Genomic DNA, 17,225 nt, shown 5'->3' on the forward strand with positions numbered 1-17,225 from the left:
GCCCCACCGGGTTCCCGAAGGCCGTGTGCACCGGACGAGAAGGACCGAGGACCCGCACGGACCTGCGGCGGTCACACGCCGGCCGCCCCGAGGCCCCGCCGGCTCACGCTCCCTTGCGCGAATCGATACCGGATGCGGCTCCTGCCGAATCGAGGCGGTACCAGTGGATCTCAGGATGTCGGTCGAAGCCCGGGAGGCGTTCCTCGCAAGCCCGCACGTGGGAATCCTGGGGGTGGACGACGCGCGCGACGGCGGCGGACCGCTGCTCGTCCCGCTCTGGTACTCCTACCGGCCCGGCGGGCTGGTGACGATCCAGACCGGGCGGACGACGCTGAAGGCCCGGCTCATCCGCAGCGCGGGCCGGTTCAGCCTCTGCGCGCAGGTCGAGTCGGCGCCCTACCGCTACGTCAGCGTGGAGGGGCCGGTGGTGGCCGTCGAGGACCCGCTGCCGCCGGCCGCACGCGAGGAGCTGGCCTGCCGGTATCTGGACGCGGACACGGCGGCGGCGTACCTGGACGCCAACCGGCGGCAGCTGGCCGACGACGTCCTCATCCGCATGAGGCCCGAGAGATGGCGGACCGCCGACTTCGCCGCCTTCGCCAAGGAGTTCGAACCGTAGCCACCCACGCGCGGTCCGTGTGCGGCAGAGAGCGTGACGTCCCGATGAACACCCGAACAACGACGCACCAGGAGACGGCCGAGCACGCCGCGGCGGTGCCGTATCCACGCGATCGCTGCCTCCACGAGCTGTTCGACGCCCGGGCGGTGCACCGCCCGCGGGCCATCGCCTCCGTACAGCACGGCCGCGGCATCAGCTACGGCGAACTCAAGCTCCGCTCCGACTCGGTGGCGGCCCGGCTGCACGACTCCGGCGTGCGGTACGGCGACACGGTCGGGGTGTGCGGGGCCCGCTCTCCGGAGGCGCTGGTCGCGTTCCTGGGCATCCTCAAGACCGGTGCGGCCTACGTCCCGCTCGACGACGCCTCGCCACCCGCGCGTCTGCAGGCGATGGCCGAGGACGCGGGGGTGCACACCGTCGTCACGCTGCCCGGCAGCTCCCGCCGTATCCGGCGCGTGCGTTCCCGCATCGACCTGGGTGGCCTGGCCCCGACCACCCCGACCGCCCCGGCCGCGGTGCCGCAGGCCCGGGTGCTCCCCGCGGACTGCGCCTACGTGATGTTCACCTCCGGCTCGACCGGCCGCCCCAAACCCGTGGCGATCCCGCACCGCGGAATCGTCCGGCTGGCCGCCTCCGACCTGGTCCGACAGCGGCCGCGGCCCGGTGAGCGGGTTCTGCACGCCTACGACCTCTCCTCGGACGCCTCCACGATCGAGATCTGGCCCGCGCTGCTCGCCGGCGCCTGCATCGTGATCGCCGACCAGGAGGAACTGCTGTCGCCGACCGCCCTGGAATCGCTGCTGCTCTCCGAGCGGGTCAGCATCGCCTACCTGACCACCGGGGTGTTCCACCACATCGCGCGCACCAGGCCCTCGGCACTGCGGTCCCTGCGGTTCGCCTCGGCCGGAGGCGAGGCGATGGACGCGGAACTGGCCCGCGCGATACTGGCGGCCTGCCCGGACACCACCGTGGTCAACTTCTACGGCCCGACCGAGAACAGCGTGGTGTCCACCGCACACGCGCTGCACGACCTGCCTCCCGAGGCGACGGCCGTGCCGATCGGCCTCCCCCTGGAGAACTCCACCTGCCACGTGCTGTGCCCGGACGGCACGCTCGCCGACGCCGGTGAGGAAGGCGAGCTCCTCGTCGGCGGGGACGGGCTCGCCCTGGGGTACCTCGGCGACCCCGGGCTGACCGCCGAGCGCTTCGTCGACGACCTCGTCGAGCCCGGTACGCGCCTCTACCGCACCGGTGACCGCGTGGTCCGGCGCCCGGACGGCGTACTGGAGTACCGGGCCCGGGTGGACCGGCAGATCAAACTGCGCGGGCACCGCATCGAGCCGGACGAGGTGGAGGCGCGGCTGCGCGCGGACGACGCGGTGGGCGAGGCCGTCGTCGAAAGGGAGGGCGACGCCCTGATCGGGTACGTGACCCCGGCCCGCCCCGGCCAGGCACTGACCCTGGACCGCATCCGCAGCGGTCTCGCCAGCTGGCTGCCCGCGGCCGCGGTGCCCGCGCGGCTGGTGGAACTCGCGCGGTTCCCGGTGACGGCCGGGGGCAAGGTCGACCGCGCCCGGCTGCGCAGGCTGACGGCGACCGAGGAGGCCGCCGTCCCGGCGACGGTGAACGGCACCGCGTCCGGCCCGCAGGGCACGGTGGCCCGGATCTGGCAGGTGGTGCTGGGTGTGCACCCGGCGCCGGGCGACAACTTCTTCGACATCGGCGGCGACTCCCTGCTGGCAGCCGAGGCCGTCACCCGTACGCTGGCCGCCTTCGGCCTCGACGCCCGGCACGGCCGCACCCTCGTCCACAGCCTGCTGCGCTCCCCGACACTGGAGGACTTCACCGCCGCCGTCGCCGCCGTCCAGGGCCCGCACGGCAGGGTGAACGCCGACGCGGGCCCGGTGGACTTCCGCGCCGAGTCACGGCTGGGCTTCACCCTCCCGCCGACGCGCGGGCCGGAGCCGGACTGGCACCACCCCGCGGAGGTGCTGCTCACCGGCGCCTCCGGCTTCGTCGGCGCCTTCCTCCTGGACGCGCTGCTGCGCCGCACCGACGCCCGGGTGTACTGCCCGGTGCGAAGCCGGGCCCCCGCCCACGCCCTGCAGAAGGTGATGCGCAACCTCGCCCGCTTCGGCCTCGCCACCCCCGAAGCCGCCGACCGCATCGTGTGCCTCCCCGCCGACCTCGCCGAGCCCGGCCTCGGACTGGAGCCGGGCCGCGCCGACGAACTAGCCGACACCGTCGACCTGGTGATCCACTCGGCCGCGCAGGTCAACTTCATCTATCCGTACGACGCGCTGCGCCGCACCAACGTGGAAGGCACCAGGGAGCTCATCCGACTGTCCGCCGGGCGCCGGGTGCCGGTGCACTTCCTCTCCACCATCGCAGTGCTCGCCGGCTTCGGAACCGCCGGCGTACGGCACGTCGACGAGGACCTGCCGCTCGACCACGCCGACGGGCTCACCATGGGCTACGCCGAGAGCAAGTGGGTCGCCGAGGAGGTGCTGCGCGACGCCGCGGACCAGGACCAGGGCCTGCCGGTGGCGGTCTACCGTCCGTACGAGATCACCGGCGACCGGCACACCGGCGCGTGCAACACCGACACCGCGATCTGCTCGCTGTTCAAGACCATCAGCGAGACCGGGCTCGCCCCCGACATCCGGCTGCCGCTGGACTTCGTCCCGGTGGACTTCCTCTCCGACGCCCTGGTGCACATCGCCACCACCCACCGCGCCACCCGCCGGACCTACCACATGACCAACCCCCGCGCCGCGAGCCTGTGCGACATGCTCGACCGGATGGACAGGGCCGGCCACCGGATCTCCCGGCTCCCCTACGAGGAGTGGGTGGGCGAGCTCGTCCGCCACGTCGCGCAGCACCCCACGAGCCCCACGGCCCCGTTCGTCTCGCTGTGCGTGGACCGCTGCAAGCAGGCCGACATGTCCGTCAAGGAGATGTACTTCGAGGGCACCTTCCCGACCGTCGGGCGGGCCAACGTCGAGCACGACCTGGCCACCTCGGGCCTGCACTGCCCTCCCGTCGACGCGGAGCTGCTGGACCGCTACCTGGAGTACTTCTACACCACCGGTTACATCGAACGCCCCTGCCCCCGCCACCCGGAAGGGGCGCGGGCATGAGCGCACGGCCGCCCGGTGCGCGGGGGCCCGGCGCCGAGCCGGACGTCCTGGACTTCCCGCTCCCGCCGCCGGGCACCATGGGGCCGCCCGAGGAGTCCGCGCGGCTGCGCGAGAACTGCCCCCTGGCCAGGGTCAGGCTGCCGATGGACGCGACCGCCTGGTACGCCACCCGGCACGAGGACGTCCGGATGCTCTTCGCGGACCCCCGGCTGATCAGGCCGACCATCAACGACTGGCCGCCGCGTCCCGGACAACCCGCGGACGACGGGCCGCGCCTGGTCACGATCGCCGAGCTCGACGGCCCCCGGCACGCGGCCCTGCGCCGGGCGCTGGCCGAGCCGTTCAGCTCCCGGGCCGTGCGCGACCACCTGCCGCGCATCCGCGGGCTGGCCGGGCGACTGCTGCGGGCGTTCGAGGACGACGGCCCGCCCGGCGACCTGGTCGCCGGCTTCACCGACCCCTTCCCCCTGCTCGTGCTCTGCGACCTGGTCGGCATCCCCTTCGAGGACCGGGACCGGTTCCTCCCGGTGCTGGACGCGGCCCTCGGCGGCATGGTGACCTCGCAGGAGGGGCGCCGGGTCACCGACCTGCTGCGCGAGTACGTCGCCGCACTGATCGCCCGGAAGCGGGACCGGCCCGGCGACGACGTCCTGACCCGGCTGGTCCGCCGGTGCGACGACGGCGGGCTGACCCACGACGACGTGATGGCCTTCGGGCTGTCCATGCTCACCGTCGGCTTCGGCATCAGCAGCTTCTTCCTGGCCGACACCGTGCACACCCTGCTCGACCGGCCGCACCTGTGGGCCCGCCTGCGCGACGACCGGAAGCTGATGCCCGGCGCGGTGGAGGAGTTCCTGCGCTACATGCCGGTGATGAACGGCACCGTGATCCTCCTGGCGACCGAGGACATCGAACTGCACGGGCGGACGATCCGCGCGGGCGACGCCGTCATCCCCGTACCGGCCTGCGCCAACCGCGACGAGCGGGTCTTCGCCGACGCCGACCGGCTCGACCTGGACCGGGCCGGCGCGACCACGGGCCGCGGGGGCCACCTCGCCTTCGGACGAGGAGCCCACAACTGCCTCGGCGCCCACCTGGCCCGCGCCGAACTGTCCGCGGGAGTCGAGGCGTTGCTCGACCGCTTCCCGCGGCTGCGCCTCGCCGAAGGACAGGAACCCGCCTGGGACGACGAATCCGTGACCAAGTCACCGCTGACCCTCCCGGTCAGCTGGTGAGACCCGACCGGCCACCTCGCACGCGATCACACCTCGTACGCGACCAGGGAGCACCGCCAGTGAGCAGCTCACCGCCGCAACCCGCCGCCGACCCGCCCGCCATCGGCCTGCCTGCCATCGACCTGCCCCTCCCGCCGCCGGGCACCATGGGCCCGCCCACGCAGTACGGGTGGCTGCGCCGGGAGTGCCCGCTCGCGGAGGTCCGGCTGCCGATCGGCGCCACCGCCTGGTACGCCACCCGCTACGAGGACGTCCGGGACCTGATCGCGGACCCCCGGCTGATCCGGCCGACCATCAACGACTGGCCGCCCCGACCTGACCGGGCCGCCGACGACGACGAGCCGGGCCTGATCACGATGATGGAACTGAACGGCCCCCGCCACGAGGCCCTGCGTCGCGCTCTGGCCGAGCCGTTCAGCGTCCGTTCCGTCCGGCGCCGGCTGCCGCGACTGCGCCGGTCGGCCGATGGGCTGCTGGACGATTTCATGCTCGACGGGCGGTCCGGCGACCTGGTCGGCGGCTTCCTGGAGCCCTTCCCGCTGCTGGCCATGTGCGAGCTGGTGGGCATCCCCTACGAGGACCGCGAGTACTTCCTGCCCAGGGCGGACGCCGCCCTCGGGGCGATGGTCACCCTGGACGAGGGCCGCGAGGTCACCTCCGAACTGCGCGAGTACATCGCGTCCCTGCTCGACCGCAAGCGGCGCGAGCCCGCCGACGACGTCCTCACCGAGCTGGTCCACGCGTGCGGGCGCGGCACCCTGGACGGGGAGAGCGTGGTGAACTTCGGGCTCTCGATGCTGGTCGCCGGCTACCGCACGAGCACCATGTTCCTGGCCGACTCCGTGGTGGCCCTGCTGACCCCGCCCGACCACTACGCCCGGCTCCGCGACGACCGCGGCCTCCTGCCCGGCGCGGTGGAGGAGCTCCTGCGGTACATACCGGTCATGAACGGCGTCGTGGTCCTCCAGGCCGTCGAGGACATCGAGTTGCACGGCCGCAGGATCCGCGCGGGCGACGCCGTTCTGCCCGTCCTCGCCTCGGCCAACCGCGACGAGCGGGTGTTCACCGACGCCGACCGGCTCGACCTGTGCCGGGCGGAGAACCCGCACCTCGCCTTCGGCCGGGGTGCACACAACTGCATCGGCGCGCACCTGGCCCGGGCCCAGATGGCCGTGGGACTGGAAGCCCTGCTCGACCGCTTCCCGCGACTGCGCCTCGCCGAAGGACAGGAACCCGCCTGGGACGACGAATCCCCGAGCAAGTCACCGCTCACCCTCCCCGTCAGCTGGCACGTCACCACCGCTGCCGCTCACGGGGTCAGCGGCCCATCGGAACGACCGCGAAGCCACCGACCCCCGCCACCGTGAGGCACCGCCGAGGTGCAGAGGACACCGCACAAGGGAGGACACCGCGGGAAATACGACAGAGGATGTCGGGTTTCGCGCAGACAGTGGGTTCACCGGTCGGCGCCGTGGTGGCGCGGACCGGGACGACGGACGGACAAGGACCCTCATGCGCGAAACACCCGACGAACTCCACCGGCTCCAAGCCCTCCTCCACTCCTCGCTCTCCCGCTCCACGGCACACCTGCGGTCGATCATCAGCGACGAGCGCACACTCACCGCCGAGCAGCTCACCCGCGTGCTCACCGGCATGTGCACGCTCGCGCTGTCCACCGTGACGGCGAAGGGCGAGCCGCGGATCAGCGGCGTGGACGGGCACTTCCTTCACGGGAAGTGGCACTTCGGCACCGCACGCGGCTCCGCGAAGGCCCGGCACCTCGCCGCCCGGCCCGCCGTCAGCGCCGCGCACCTGCGCGGGGAGGACCTGGGCGTGTTCACCCACGGCACCGTGGAGATCCTCAACCCCCACGGCGGCGAGCCGGCCGCGGACTGGCCGGACCTGCTCGCGTACTTCCGGGACTTCTACGGCGACGACGCCTTCGACTGGGACAACGACGTGGTCTACTACCGGCTGCACCCGCACTGGACGGCCGCGTTCGCCCCGGACCTCGACAAGCTCGGCGAGAAGGCGGACGCGGCATGACCCCGCCCGTACCGGACCCGCGAACGCCGGACCCGCGAACGCCGGCCCCGCACGCCGCCGGGGCCGACCGAAGGCGCGACACCATCGACGTCGCGGGCGCCCGCACCGACAACCTGCGCGAGGTGTCCCCGAGCATCCCCAAAGGCCGGCTCGTCGCCTTCACCGGCGCCAGCAGCAGCGGCAGCGGCAAGACCTCACTCGCCGTCGACACCCTGCACAGCGAGGCCCGACTGCGGCACCTGGAGGGCCTTTCGCCGTTCGTACGCCAGTACATCACCCAGCGCAACCGCCTACGGGGCTGACGTACGGCGCCCGCGTGCGGCGCCCGCACGAACGGCAGGGCCGCGTGCGTGGTCCGCGGCGCGGGCCCGGCGAGGATGGTGCCGCGCCCGTACGCCGGAGGTCCGGGCGCGCGACGACGACAGGCGACGGAGGGCAGTGACGTGCGGGCGAGCCGGGCCATTGCGCTGCTGCTGCTCCTCCAGGCCCGGCGGACGATGACCGCTGCGGAACTCGCGGCCGAGCTGGAGGTCTCCGAGCGCACCGTGCAGCGGGACGTCACCGCGCTGGTCGAGGCCGGGGTACCGGTGTACGCCGAACGCGGCCGGGGCGGGGGCTACCGGCTCGTCGACGGCTACCGCACCCGTCTCACCGGTCTCGAACGCGCCGAAGCCGAAGTCCTGCACCTGGCCGGGCTACCGGGCCCGCTGCGCGACATGGGCCTGGCCGGGCACGCCCTCGCCGCGCGGCTGAAGGTCGCCGCCGCCCTGGGCGACGCCCCCGCGGCCGCCACCCGGCGGTTCCATCTGGACGCACCGGCCTGGTTCCGCGACGCCGAACCCCCTCCGCTGCTCACCGAGGTGTCGCGCGCCGTGTGGGAGGACCGCGTGCTCCACGCCCGCTACGCGGCGCGCGGCGGCACCCGGGAGCGGCGGCTGGAACCGTACGGCCTGGTCCTGAAGGCCGGGCAGTGGTACCTGGCGGCGCGTGGCCCGTCCGGCCGGGTCGGCTCGTACCGCGTCGACCGCTTCGAGACCGCCGAGGCCGGCGACGAACGGTTCGAGCGCGACCCGGAGTTCGACCTCGCCGGCTACTGGAGCGCGGCGGCGCGGGAGTTCGCCCGCGCCATGCTGCGCGAGCGGGCCATGGTGCGCCTGAGCCCGCTCGCCGTCGAGAACCTCGCCGTCCTGCTGGAACCGACCGCCGCCTCCGACGCCCTCGCCACCGCGGGCCCCCCGGACGCCGACGGCTGGGTCACCGTGACCCTGCCGGTCGAGACCTGGGACATCGGCTACTTCGAACTCCTGCGTCTCGGCCCGGAAGCCGAGGTCCTCCACCCGCCCGAACTCCGCGCCCGTCTGACCGAGGCGACCCGCCGCGCCGCCGCGCTCTACACCTGACCGCCCGCTCCATCAACCCGGTCTCGGACGGCACCGGGGAGGGCACCGGCGTGATCCCGGACACCGACGAAGCCAAGTGCCCCGATGCCCGAACGAGTTCTGGGCCATCCGCAGCAATGTGGCCCGTGCCCGCTTGCGCCTGCCGCCAGGGCACCCACGCCACGCTGAACAATTGGCCGGGCCGAGACACAGGGACGTGTCCGAGCGATGTCGAGGGGAACAGCCGATGGACAGAACCGGACACCCGAGCCGTAGAGCGCTCCTTGCCGGCGGGCTCGTGGGCGCCACGGTCGCGCTCGCGGGGTGCACATCGACGAGGGCGGACTCGCCGACGACCAGCGCTTCGCCGCAAGCACGGCCCAGCACGCCCGCCGCGGCATTCACGAGGCTGATGGAAGGCAACAAGCGCTGGGTGAGCGGGAACCTTCAACACCCCGACCGGGATCCGAACCGGCGTCAGCTCGTGGCCCAGGAACAGGAGCCTTTCGGGGCGATCCTCTCGTGCATCGACTCGCGAGTGCCGCCCGAGCTCCTCTTCGACACCGGTCTGGGCGACCTTTACGTGATGCGCACGGGCGGGGAGGCGGTCGGCCCGGTGGTCACCGGCTCTGTCGAGTACGGGCCCATGACGAGTGGCACCCCCCTCGTCGTGGTCCTCGGGCATCAGCGCTGCGGCGCTGTCAAGGCAGCGTACGAGTCCCTTCGTGACGACAAACCGTTGCCCGGCAACCTGCAAGCGATCGTCAAGGCCCTGCAGCCGGCGTACGAACAAGCGGTCCGGGAGGGCGGCGCCGACCCGGTCGAGACCATGGCCCGCGCCCAGGTCACGCTGACCGCAGCCGACCTGCGCTCCAACCAGGACCTGGCCCCACTCGTGGGAAAGGGCGCCCTCGCCGTGGTCGGCGCCTACTACTCGCTCGACACGGGCGAGGTGGAAGTCCTGTCTGGCGCGCCCTGACCGGTCGGACGACGAACCGGCGCCATCAAGTGGTCGGTGTCGGACGACCGGACCGCTCCCTGTTGTCGGTCGACTCGAAGAAGCCTTCCGAGTCAGTCCCACCACAGCACGACAAGGAGGCGCCTCCGAGCCGCTTCCTCGTAGAACCCGCGTAGCGCGCCGAAGTGGGCCAGCAGGTACTCCGTCGGATCGCCGACGAACCCGTAGCCGAGCGTGGAGCCCGCACCGCTGTCCACGACCGAACGGAGGATCGCTTGCATGTCGATCTCCCCGAGCAGCGTCGACACCCGGGCGACGTCGGCTGGGTGGAGGGCCGTCGGAGTGGAGTTGCTGAAGAAGGCGATCGCATGCCGGTTCGCGTTGAGGAAGCCCAGATCGATTCCGCTGTCGCCATGGGTCGCGCTCCTGAGCGCCTCCCGGTGGACAGCGTCGAGCCGCGCCAGTTCGCAGGCACGCTTCAGCATGGAGGGCGCCCAGTCCAGATCCAGACAGTCCCCGGACGGCGGATCCCAACGATGATCCCCGTCCGGCGACTCGGCATTCGACAACGTCCAGGTCGAGGTGGACAACTGCTCGGACGGCTGGGTGTGGATCAAGGTCGGTGACGGCACCTACTTCAAGGGCTCCGTCCGCGCCACGGACGACTTCAACAGCGAGAAGACGGAGCTGGCGGTGGACCAGGGCAAGGACGTCGCGACGAAGTACTGGGTGAAGATCAAGAGCATCAAGATCTGCGGCACCAAGTATCTCGGCTGGGCCCCGCCCCGCCCGTACTGGACCTACTGCACCAACGAGATCAACGTCTACTGAGCAGGACCCTGCGGTCCGGGCCGTTCGGCCCGGTGGCCCAACCCGCCGGCACGGTAGGGGCGGTGAGCCCTACAGATCCTTCGCCACCGCCTGCCGTGCCGGCACCACAAGCACACCTACGGAAAGGTGGTTCACGCATGTTCACCTCGAAGGCGATGCTCCGCGGCTCGGCCGCTGCGGCGACCGTGGTCACGGCCCTGATCGGCCTCGGCGCCGGATCGGCGCACGCCGCCGGCTGGCCGCCGCCGCAGCCGGGCGCCCACCTGTACACCGGTACCGGCGGGAGCGGGGCGGTGACCACGATCGACCCGGGCGGCTTCGGCACCTGCCACACCCTGTCGGCGCCCGCCCGCTCCGTCCAGGTCGCCTCCGGCTCCGCGTCCGTGGTGCTGTACTCGGGCGCGGACTGCGCCGGTGCGTACCCGTGGGCCACCGGCTCGCTGGCCCAGTCCAACCTGCCCTGGGCGATGTGGAGTTACCGGGTGGTCCCGGCCTGACGGACGCCGCAGCGGCTTCGGACGGCCTCCCCGGGCGGAGGCCTCGGACGCCGGTACCGGGGGTGTGGAAGCCGGTCGGCTCGCGCCCCCGGTACCGGCGTCTCCTGGTGGGGCCCGTCGGAGCCCGGTGGGACCTGACGGTTCCGGCCGGTCTCCGCGCCGGTCAGGCCGAGCGCGCCTGGGCCCAGTTGTAGAGGCGGTGGGCACTGTCACCGAAACGGGTGGCGTACAGCGTGCCGGGCTGCCCGCCCGCGAGGTCCTCCGTGGTGGTGGTGACGCCGACGACGGTGCCGGCGCCGGTCCGGGTGTCGAAGCGGGCGAAGTGCGGGCCGCCGCTCGCCCCGTGGGACATGTCGCAGGACTCGCCCCACAGCAGGGGCGCCTTGGGGGCGGGCCGGTTCGCTCCGGCGCAGTGGATCATGCGTGAACCGGCGTACTTGGCGCTGGGGTCGTTGAGCCGGTCCTTCGGGTAGCCGAAGGTGTGGATGAACTCGCCCGCCGCGGGCCCGGTGAACGCGATCCGCTGGCTTCCGGTGGCGTCCGCGAGCCGGCGCCCCTCGGCTGACGGGTTCGCCACGAGGACCGCGCTGTCGTAGCCGGCGAGGGCCACGTCGTTCGAGGTCGTGCCGGCCGGATCAGCGTCCCAACGGGAGGACGTGGCCATGGACTTGATGCTGAATCCGCCGAGCGGCTTCGTCCCGTTGCGGTAGCCGGGCACGAAGTAGAGGTTGTGCCGCCAGGTGTCGTCGGCGGCGGGCGCCCCGACGCCCCGCAGGCAGTGCGCCGCGGTGACGACGGTGCTGCGGTTCGCGCTGTTGACGACGGTCGCGGTGCAACTGCCGTCGTAGCCGTCGGAGAAGGTGAAGAAGAGCCGGCCGACGCTCCGGTCCACCGCACCGCCGTGGGTCCAGACGGCGCCGGGGTCCGGCGTGTTCGGCGGGAGCGGACGCGGATCGTCGGGCGTGGTGTCGTCCTCGGGCACGGGGGTGATCTCGGGGACCAAGGCGCCCGCCAGCTTCATCCGGTCGGCGGTCCAGTAGGCGTCGATCCGGCCGCGCTCCTGCGCGGTCGTGGCGCCGGCGTGCGAGGTGACGGAGTCCGGTTCCGCGGCGAGGGCCGCGGTGGGCAGCAGCACCGTCGCTGCCGTGGTCGCGCTCAGCAGGAAGGCGCCCGCGGCGGAGAGGCCGCGGGGGTGTGCTCGGCGTGTGGCTGACATCGTTGCCCATCTCGGTCGGGTGCGGTTCATGTCGGGTGCGGTCCGTACGCGGGTGCGGTCCGTACGCGAGGGGGCGGCCGCGGTCCGCCCCCTCGCGTCACGGATATCCGGCACTGTAGGAACAGAACGTCAGGTCCTGGTCTGGAGCTCGTATCGCTCTTCCATCGGTACCGTCAGGTTCCGGTAACGGCGTCTCATCCTCGTACCGGTGCCGGGTGTGCGCTCCGGTCCGGCCGAGGGTTTGCGTCCGCGACGGTCGCCCCGTCCCGGTCGGTCAGTGCCGGTCGAGCAGGGCGGCGAGGTAGCGTGCGACCTCGCCGCGCAGTTCCTCCGGTGTCGGCACGTGCCAGTGCCCGCTGCCCGCCGCGCCGTTGAACAGCAGCCCGTCGCACCAGCGGATCAGCCGTCGGGCGTCGGCCACAGGTTCGGCCGAGCCGCTCCGCGCCAGCAGGGCGGCAGCGGTGTCGGTGAAGCGCGCGCCCAGCCGGTCGTAGCCGGCGCGCAGTTCGGGCCGGCGGGTGGCTTCCAGGGCGAGTTCGAGGCGGGCCAGCGTGAGGCTGCGCCCGGTGGTGAGCGCCTCGTGCAGCAGCTCGGCCACTCCCTGGGCGAGCAGGTTGCGCGGGCAGGCGTCCGGCGGGGGCCCGCCGGCCATGAGCGGGTGGCCTCCGGCCTCGCGTTCGACGATGCGGGTGAGGGCGAGGTCGAGCAGGGCGGCCCTGGTCCGGGCGAGGTTCGAGGTCGAGCCGGCGGGCAGTCCGGCCTCCTCGTCCACCGCGCGGTGGGTCAGCCCGCGCAGGCCGCGCTCGGCGATCAGGGCGATGGCGGCGTCGGCGATCAGCGTCGGGCGCGGCGGTGTCATGGATCCGATCATGGCCTCTCTCCTCAGGGGGTCTCGACCCGGGGCGGGCCCGAACCCCTTTCACGTCAACACTAGCCCACCCCAACTACAGGTGTAGTACGGTGCTGGAAGCGGTCACTACAGCCGTAGTGCCGGGAGAGGGGTTCACTCATGGACGCGTATCAGGCGATCGTCATCGGCGGCGGCATCGGCGGACTCTCCGCCGCGCTCGCCCTCCACCGCCGGGGCATCCCCGTGACCGTCCACGAGCGCGCCGCCTCGCTCGAACCCGTCGGCGCCGGACTCGCCCTCGCCCCCAACGCCCTGCGCGCCCTCGACCGGCTCGGCGTCGGCGAACGCCTGCGCGCCCTCGCCACCGCGCATCCCGCCATCGGCCTGCGCCACCCCTCCGGACGCTGGCTCGCCCGCACCGACACCGCCACCTTCGAGGCCCGCTTCGGCGAGACGATCACCGCCGTCGCCCGCGCCGACGTCATCGCCGCCCTGGTCGACGCCCTTCCGGACGGCACCGTCCGCACCAACTCGCCCGCCGCCCTCGTCACCCCCGGAGGCACCACCGAACCAGCCGTCGTCCGGACCCCCGACGGGGACCGGCCCGCCGCCCTGGTGGTCGCCGCAGACGGCCTCCGCTCCGCCACCCGCGCGCAGCTCTTCCCGCAGCACCCCGGCCCCCGCTACAGCGGCTTCACCACCTGGCGCACCATCGTGTCCCCCACCCGTCGGCCGGATGCCGTGGGCGAGGTCTGGGGGCGGGGACAGCTCGCCGGCGTCGTCCCGCTCGCCGACGGCCGGGTCTACGTGTACGGCGCCGCCCTCGCCCCGGCCGGCGCCCGCGCCGCCGACGGCGACGAGAAGGCCGAACTCCTGCGCAGGTACGGCACCTGGTGCGCGCCCGTGCCCCAACTCCTCGCGCTCGCGGAACCCGGGCGCGTCCTGCGCCACGACGTCTGGGACCTCTCCGACCCCCTGCCCGCCTACCACCACGGCCGGGTCGCCCTCCTCGGCGACGCCGCCCACGCCATGTGCCCCTTCCAGGGTCAGGGCGCCTGCCAGGCCATCGAGGACGCCGTCGTCCTCGCCTCCGCCCTGACCCCCGCCGCGGACTCGGCCACCACCCTCCCCGCCTACACCGCCGCACGCCTCCCGCGCACCACCGCCATCGTCACCGGCTCCCGCCGCATCGGCGGCCTCGTCGCCCTCCGCACCCCCGCCGCCACCCGCCTGCGCGACGCCGCCCTCACCCTCGCCGGCCTCCTCCCGGCCCGCACCCTGCTCAACCGCTCCGCCCGGACGTACAACTGGCAACCCCCGGCCCTCGACGCGACCGCCTGAGCACGGATCGCCCTCCACTGCCCGGGGTCGGCCGTCCGTACCGGGAGATTGTCCGGTGCCGTGCCCGATGGACGGACGGCCGACGGGGCAGGTGCACGCCTTCCACGGGCGGGTGGTCGCGGACGTGCCGGTGGACGGGCGGCGGGCCGTCGCAGCCGTGCGGGTCCGGCGCACGGTCCGCCCGGGCCGGGGCTGCCCGCGGCAGACGTTCCGCGAGCAGCTTCCCGGCCTGATCGAGCGCTATCAGCAGCGCACGCGCCGTCTCGCCGACCAACTTCGACTCGCCGGCCGGCCGTCGTGCCGGCCGGGCCGTCGGCTACCCGCGGTTCGAGAAGAAGGGCCGGGCCCGGGCAGAGAAGGTGGGTGTTTTTACCGGGGTGAAACAGCGCCACGGCTTCGGGGTGAATGGGAGCCAGGGATTCTCCGGTGAGATCGGGAGCCAGCCGATGTGATGGTGCGGAACATGCCGCTTTCGGAGTAATCGTGGAGGCTTGCGCCGTCTGGCCGTCACGCTGCGCTGGAGCCGGTGAAGGGCTCTATCGACGCGATGCTGCGCGAGGACCTGGACGCTCCGGCGAAGCAGAAACACACGATCCCGCGGATCATGGAGCGTCTGGCTTCGGAGCACGACTTCGAGTTGGCCCGTTCGACCACGGTCTGGGACTACGGACTTCTGGCTGGACCTGGCCGGGCAGCGGCGCAAGTGCGTGCTGTTCACGCTGCGGCTTTCCTGCTCGGGCAAGGCGGTGCACCGGGTCTACGCGACAGCGTCCCAGGAGGCGTTCCTGGAAGGCCACGTCGAGGCGTTCACCGTGCTGGGCGGGGTGCCGTCGGTGCACGTCCGCTACGACAACTTGAAGCCGGCGGTCAAGCAGGTGCTGTTCGGCCGCTCCAGGCTGGAGTCGGCGCGGTGGGCGTCGTTCAAGTCCTGGTACCAGTTCTCCGCGTTCTACTGTGCGCCCGGCGAGGACGGTGCCCACGAGAAGGGCGGGGTGGAGCACGAGGGCGGGCGGTTCCGCCGCAAACACCTGGTCCCGCTTCCTGCGGTCGACTCGCAGGCGGAGCTGAACGAGCGTCTAGCCGCGATCGACTTCTCCAAGAACCCGAACATCACCCCCGAGGTCGTCGCGGACCTGAAGTCCCCGACCTGGGTCCGCGAAGGCCGGCCTCTGGTGTTGATCGGCGGCTCCGGCACCGGCAAGTCCCACCTGCTGATCAGCATCGGCACCGCCATCGCCGAGACCGGCCTGTCGGTGCGCTACACCACCACCAGCGCACTGGTGAACGAGCTCGCCGAAGCCGACGCCAGCCGCCGCCTGTCCTCTGTCATCGCCCGCTACAGCAAGATCGACCTTTTGTGCCTGGACGAGTTCGGCTACTTCAACCTTGACCGCAAGGGAGCCAAACTGCTGTTCCAAATCTTCACCGAGCGTGAGGAGCGCAAGGCCACCGCGGTCGCCACGAACTCACCCTTCACCGAATGGGACAAGACCTTCGGCGACGCCCGCCTCTGCGCGGCCATCGCCGACCGGATCGCCTTCCGCTGCACCCTGATCCAGACCGGCACCGAGTCCTACCGCTACCAGGCCACCCAGGAATCCCTCTTCCCAGACCCGAACTGACGCACTGTTGGACGAACCTCTGCGTGAGCACGTAGGCGGGGTCGGCGTCACCGGGGGTGGACATGAGGGCTGGGCAGGGGCTGGGTGGGCAGCGGTCGACAACATCGCCTGACAGTCCCTCATCGCCGCCTTCGCCCAGGAGAAACGGCATCGTCGACGCGCCTCTCCTGTCCGACTACAGAATCAGCAACGGTGGCACTGGTGCCACCATGGATTCGGGTGCCAGGCTCATGGCAGACCCCCGTCGAGGTGTCCTAGCGTCGATCCCATGAAACGCAATCACCGTATCAGCGCTGTCGCGGTGCTGACGCTCACCGCCCTCATCACCGGAACCGGCGCCGGGTTCGCCGCCACGACCACACCGTCGGCCACACCGGTGGCCACGCACGCGTTCGACACCGCACCGGCCACGGCCACCGCGTCCACGCCGTCCTTCCACGGCACGCTCCCCGCGCCGACCGGCCCCTACGCCGCCGGCGAGGACATCATCCACCTCACCGACACGAGCCGCCTCGACCCGTGGGTGCCGTCGTCCGGCCCCCGCCAACTGACCGTCACGATGGTCTACCCGGCCGTCCCCGGGACCGGGACTCCGGCCCCTTACATGACCCTCGCCGAGGCAGCCGGAATCACCGAGCGCCGGAAGATACCGGCGAGCTACGGCGTCACCCCGCAGACCCTTTCCAGCGTCACCACTCACGCCTTCGACGGCGCGCGGCCGCAACGCGGCAAGCATCCGCTGGTGGTCCTCTCAGCCGCGTCCGAGAACCCGCGCATGATGCTCACCTCGCTCGCGACCGACCTGGCCAGTCACGGCTACGTCGTCGCGCTCGTCGGCCACACCTACGAGGACAGCGGCGAGACGCTGGCGAACGGCCAGACGCCGCCGTGCGCGATCTGCGATCACCCGGAAACGATCGACTTCGACGCCGAAGCTGTCAGCCGCGGGCGGGACGTGTCCTTCGTGATCGACCAGTTGACGCACGGCAACACCGCGTGGCGCCTGGCACACCTCATCGACAAGCACGAGATCGGCATGGCCGGACACTCCCTCGGCGGAGCGGCGGCGGCCGCCACGATGATCGCCGACCCGCGAGTACGGGCCGGAGTGGACATGGACGGCACCTTCCACCCGGTCCCGACGCCCGGCCAGATCAACCGGCCCTTCCTCATGCTGGGTAGCGACGGCCACACGCCCGGCAGCGGCGACGGCATCATGGGGCGGGCCTGGGCCGCCCTCGGCGGCTACAAGAAGTGGCTGACGGTCGTCGGCGCCGACCACTTCAGCTTCTCCGACCTGGACGTGCTTCAGGAGCAGGCCGGGCTCCCGACGGGGCCCCTCTCCCCGGAACGCGGGGTGGCGATCACCCGCGAGTACGTGACGGCGTTCTTCGACCAGACGCTGAAGGGGATCCACAGTCCGCTGCTGGACGGCCCCTCGCCGAACAATCCGGAAGTAGCCTTCCAGCCCTAGTCCAGCACCGCGTTGAT

16 protein-coding genes and 1 pseudogene are annotated in these 17,225 nt (G+C 72.5%); 14 read left to right on the top strand and 3 right to left on the bottom strand.

The genetic code is table 11. The features are described from left to right. The first annotated feature begins 175 nt into the window (after nucleotides 1-175). From AB0O19_RS18505 to AB0O19_RS18540, 8 genes are all read left to right on the top strand, one after another. A complete protein-coding gene (locus AB0O19_RS18505) occupies nucleotides 176-619 on the top strand; it encodes a pyridoxamine 5'-phosphate oxidase family protein (RefSeq protein ID WP_363587946.1) in 444 nt (147 codons plus the stop codon). A gap of 44 nt (nucleotides 620-663) precedes the next feature. After that, nucleotides 664-3,759, top strand: a complete 3,096-nt coding sequence (locus AB0O19_RS18510) for an amino acid adenylation domain-containing protein (protein ID WP_363620662.1) — start codon at nucleotides 664-666, stop codon at nucleotides 3,757-3,759. Beyond that, nucleotides 3,756-4,994, top strand: coding sequence for a cytochrome P450 (locus tag AB0O19_RS18515; RefSeq protein WP_363620664.1), 1,239 nt, complete (start codon nucleotides 3,756-3,758; stop codon nucleotides 4,992-4,994). The genes AB0O19_RS18510 and AB0O19_RS18515 overlap by 4 nt, the downstream gene beginning before the upstream one ends. Nucleotides 4,995-5,053: 59 nt before the next feature. After that, on the top strand, nucleotides 5,054-6,361 hold the full coding sequence (locus AB0O19_RS18520; RefSeq protein ID WP_363620666.1) for a cytochrome P450: 1,308 nt from the start codon (nucleotides 5,054-5,056) through the stop codon (nucleotides 6,359-6,361). A gap of 145 nt (nucleotides 6,362-6,506) precedes the next feature. Then, a complete protein-coding gene (locus AB0O19_RS18525) occupies nucleotides 6,507-7,040 on the top strand; it encodes a pyridoxamine 5'-phosphate oxidase family protein (RefSeq protein WP_363620668.1) in 534 nt (177 codons plus the stop codon). Further along, nucleotides 7,037-7,342: a hypothetical protein gene (locus AB0O19_RS18530; protein ID WP_363620670.1), complete on the top strand. Its 306-nt coding sequence runs from the start codon at nucleotides 7,037-7,039 to the stop codon at nucleotides 7,340-7,342. The genes AB0O19_RS18525 and AB0O19_RS18530 overlap by 4 nt, the downstream gene beginning before the upstream one ends. A 141-nt stretch (nucleotides 7,343-7,483) precedes the next feature. Further along, complete coding sequence (locus AB0O19_RS18535) at nucleotides 7,484-8,440, top strand: WYL domain-containing protein (protein WP_363620672.1); 957 nt, start codon at nucleotides 7,484-7,486, stop codon at nucleotides 8,438-8,440. A 391-nt stretch (nucleotides 8,441-8,831) separates the two neighbouring features. After that, nucleotides 8,832-9,398 carry a carbonic anhydrase gene (locus tag AB0O19_RS18540; protein ID WP_350879292.1) on the top strand — a complete coding sequence of 189 codons (567 nt, stop codon included), beginning with the start codon at nucleotides 8,832-8,834 and terminating at the stop codon, nucleotides 9,396-9,398. Nucleotides 9,399-9,490: 92 nt separating this feature from the next. Here AB0O19_RS18540 and AB0O19_RS18545 read toward each other — a convergent pair whose 3' ends face one another. Beyond that, complete coding sequence (locus AB0O19_RS18545; protein ID WP_363620674.1) at nucleotides 9,491-9,994, bottom strand: DUF1877 domain-containing protein; 504 nt, start codon at nucleotides 9,992-9,994, stop codon at nucleotides 9,491-9,493. Here AB0O19_RS18545 and AB0O19_RS18550 point away from each other — a divergent pair. Both AB0O19_RS18550 and AB0O19_RS18555 read left to right on the top strand, forming a co-directional pair. After that, nucleotides 9,984-10,208: a hypothetical protein gene (locus tag AB0O19_RS18550; RefSeq protein WP_363620675.1), complete on the top strand. Its 225-nt coding sequence runs from the start codon at nucleotides 9,984-9,986 to the stop codon at nucleotides 10,206-10,208. The genes AB0O19_RS18545 and AB0O19_RS18550 overlap by 11 nt on opposite strands. Nucleotides 10,209-10,345: 137 nt before the next feature. Continuing rightward, nucleotides 10,346-10,705, top strand: a complete 360-nt coding sequence (locus AB0O19_RS18555; protein ID WP_363620677.1) for a hypothetical protein — start codon at nucleotides 10,346-10,348, stop codon at nucleotides 10,703-10,705. A 163-nt stretch (nucleotides 10,706-10,868) separates the two neighbouring features. Here AB0O19_RS18555 and AB0O19_RS18560 read toward each other — a convergent pair whose 3' ends face one another. Then, a complete protein-coding gene (locus AB0O19_RS18560) occupies nucleotides 10,869-11,921 on the bottom strand; it encodes a hypothetical protein (protein ID WP_363620679.1) in 1,053 nt (350 codons plus the stop codon). Between the two features lie 274 nt (nucleotides 11,922-12,195). Then, complete coding sequence (locus tag AB0O19_RS18565) at nucleotides 12,196-12,792, bottom strand: TetR/AcrR family transcriptional regulator (RefSeq protein WP_363620680.1); 597 nt, start codon at nucleotides 12,790-12,792, stop codon at nucleotides 12,196-12,198. A 138-nt stretch (nucleotides 12,793-12,930) separates the two neighbouring features. Here AB0O19_RS18565 and AB0O19_RS18570 point away from each other — a divergent pair, with 138 nt between their 5' ends. The 4 genes and pseudogenes from AB0O19_RS18570 (at nucleotide 12,931) to AB0O19_RS18585 (ending at nucleotide 17,208) form a co-directional block, all read left to right on the top strand. Continuing rightward, nucleotides 12,931-14,112 (top strand): FAD-dependent monooxygenase, encoded by a 1,182-nt coding sequence (locus AB0O19_RS18570; protein ID WP_363620682.1) that lies wholly within the window; start codon nucleotides 12,931-12,933, stop codon nucleotides 14,110-14,112. Between the two features lie 82 nt (nucleotides 14,113-14,194). Next, a pseudogene (locus tag AB0O19_RS18575) lies at nucleotides 14,195-14,392 on the top strand (ISL3 family transposase); the annotation flags it as partial. A 427-nt stretch (nucleotides 14,393-14,819) separates the two neighbouring features. After that, nucleotides 14,820-15,734 (top strand): ATP-binding protein, encoded by a 915-nt coding sequence (locus AB0O19_RS18580; protein ID WP_363620683.1) that lies wholly within the window; start codon nucleotides 14,820-14,822, stop codon nucleotides 15,732-15,734. A gap of 268 nt (nucleotides 15,735-16,002) precedes the next feature. Continuing rightward, entirely contained in the window at nucleotides 16,003-17,208 is a 1,206-nt protein-coding gene (locus AB0O19_RS18585) for an alpha/beta hydrolase (protein WP_363620685.1), read from the top strand. Nucleotides 17,209-17,225: the final 17 nt, after the last annotated feature.

The organism is Kitasatospora sp. NPDC091276 (assembly GCF_040684355.1).
Lineage (GTDB): Bacteria > Actinomycetota > Actinomycetes > Streptomycetales > Streptomycetaceae > Kitasatospora.

What these genes read in the sequence shown, in the direction of transcription:
- AB0O19_RS18505 (WP_363587946.1), top strand. Translation starts at nt 176, where the DNA reads ATGTCGGTCGAAGCCCGGGAGGCGTTCCTCGCAAGCCCGCACGTGGGA.
- AB0O19_RS18510 (WP_363620662.1), top strand. Translation starts at nt 664, where the DNA reads ATGAACACCCGAACAACGACGCACCAGGAGACGGCCGAGCACGCCGCG.
- AB0O19_RS18515 (WP_363620664.1), top strand. Translation starts at nt 3,756, where the DNA reads ATGAGCGCACGGCCGCCCGGTGCGCGGGGGCCCGGCGCCGAGCCGGAC.
- AB0O19_RS18525 (WP_363620668.1), top strand. Translation starts at nt 6,507, where the DNA reads ATGCGCGAAACACCCGACGAACTCCACCGGCTCCAAGCCCTCCTCCAC.
- AB0O19_RS18530 (WP_363620670.1), top strand. Translation starts at nt 7,037, where the DNA reads ATGACCCCGCCCGTACCGGACCCGCGAACGCCGGACCCGCGAACGCCG.
- AB0O19_RS18540 (WP_350879292.1), top strand. Translation starts at nt 8,832, where the DNA reads ATGGAAGGCAACAAGCGCTGGGTGAGCGGGAACCTTCAACACCCCGAC.
- AB0O19_RS18555 (WP_363620677.1), top strand. Translation starts at nt 10,346, where the DNA reads ATGTTCACCTCGAAGGCGATGCTCCGCGGCTCGGCCGCTGCGGCGACC.
- AB0O19_RS18560 (WP_363620679.1), bottom strand. Translation starts at nt 11,921, where the DNA reads ATGTCAGCCACACGCCGAGCACACCCCCGCGGCCTCTCCGCCGCGGGC.
- AB0O19_RS18565 (WP_363620680.1), bottom strand. Translation starts at nt 12,792, where the DNA reads ATGATCGGATCCATGACACCGCCGCGCCCGACGCTGATCGCCGACGCC.
- AB0O19_RS18570 (WP_363620682.1), top strand. Translation starts at nt 12,931, where the DNA reads ATGGACGCGTATCAGGCGATCGTCATCGGCGGCGGCATCGGCGGACTC.
- AB0O19_RS18585 (WP_363620685.1), top strand. Translation starts at nt 16,003, where the DNA reads ATGAAACGCAATCACCGTATCAGCGCTGTCGCGGTGCTGACGCTCACC.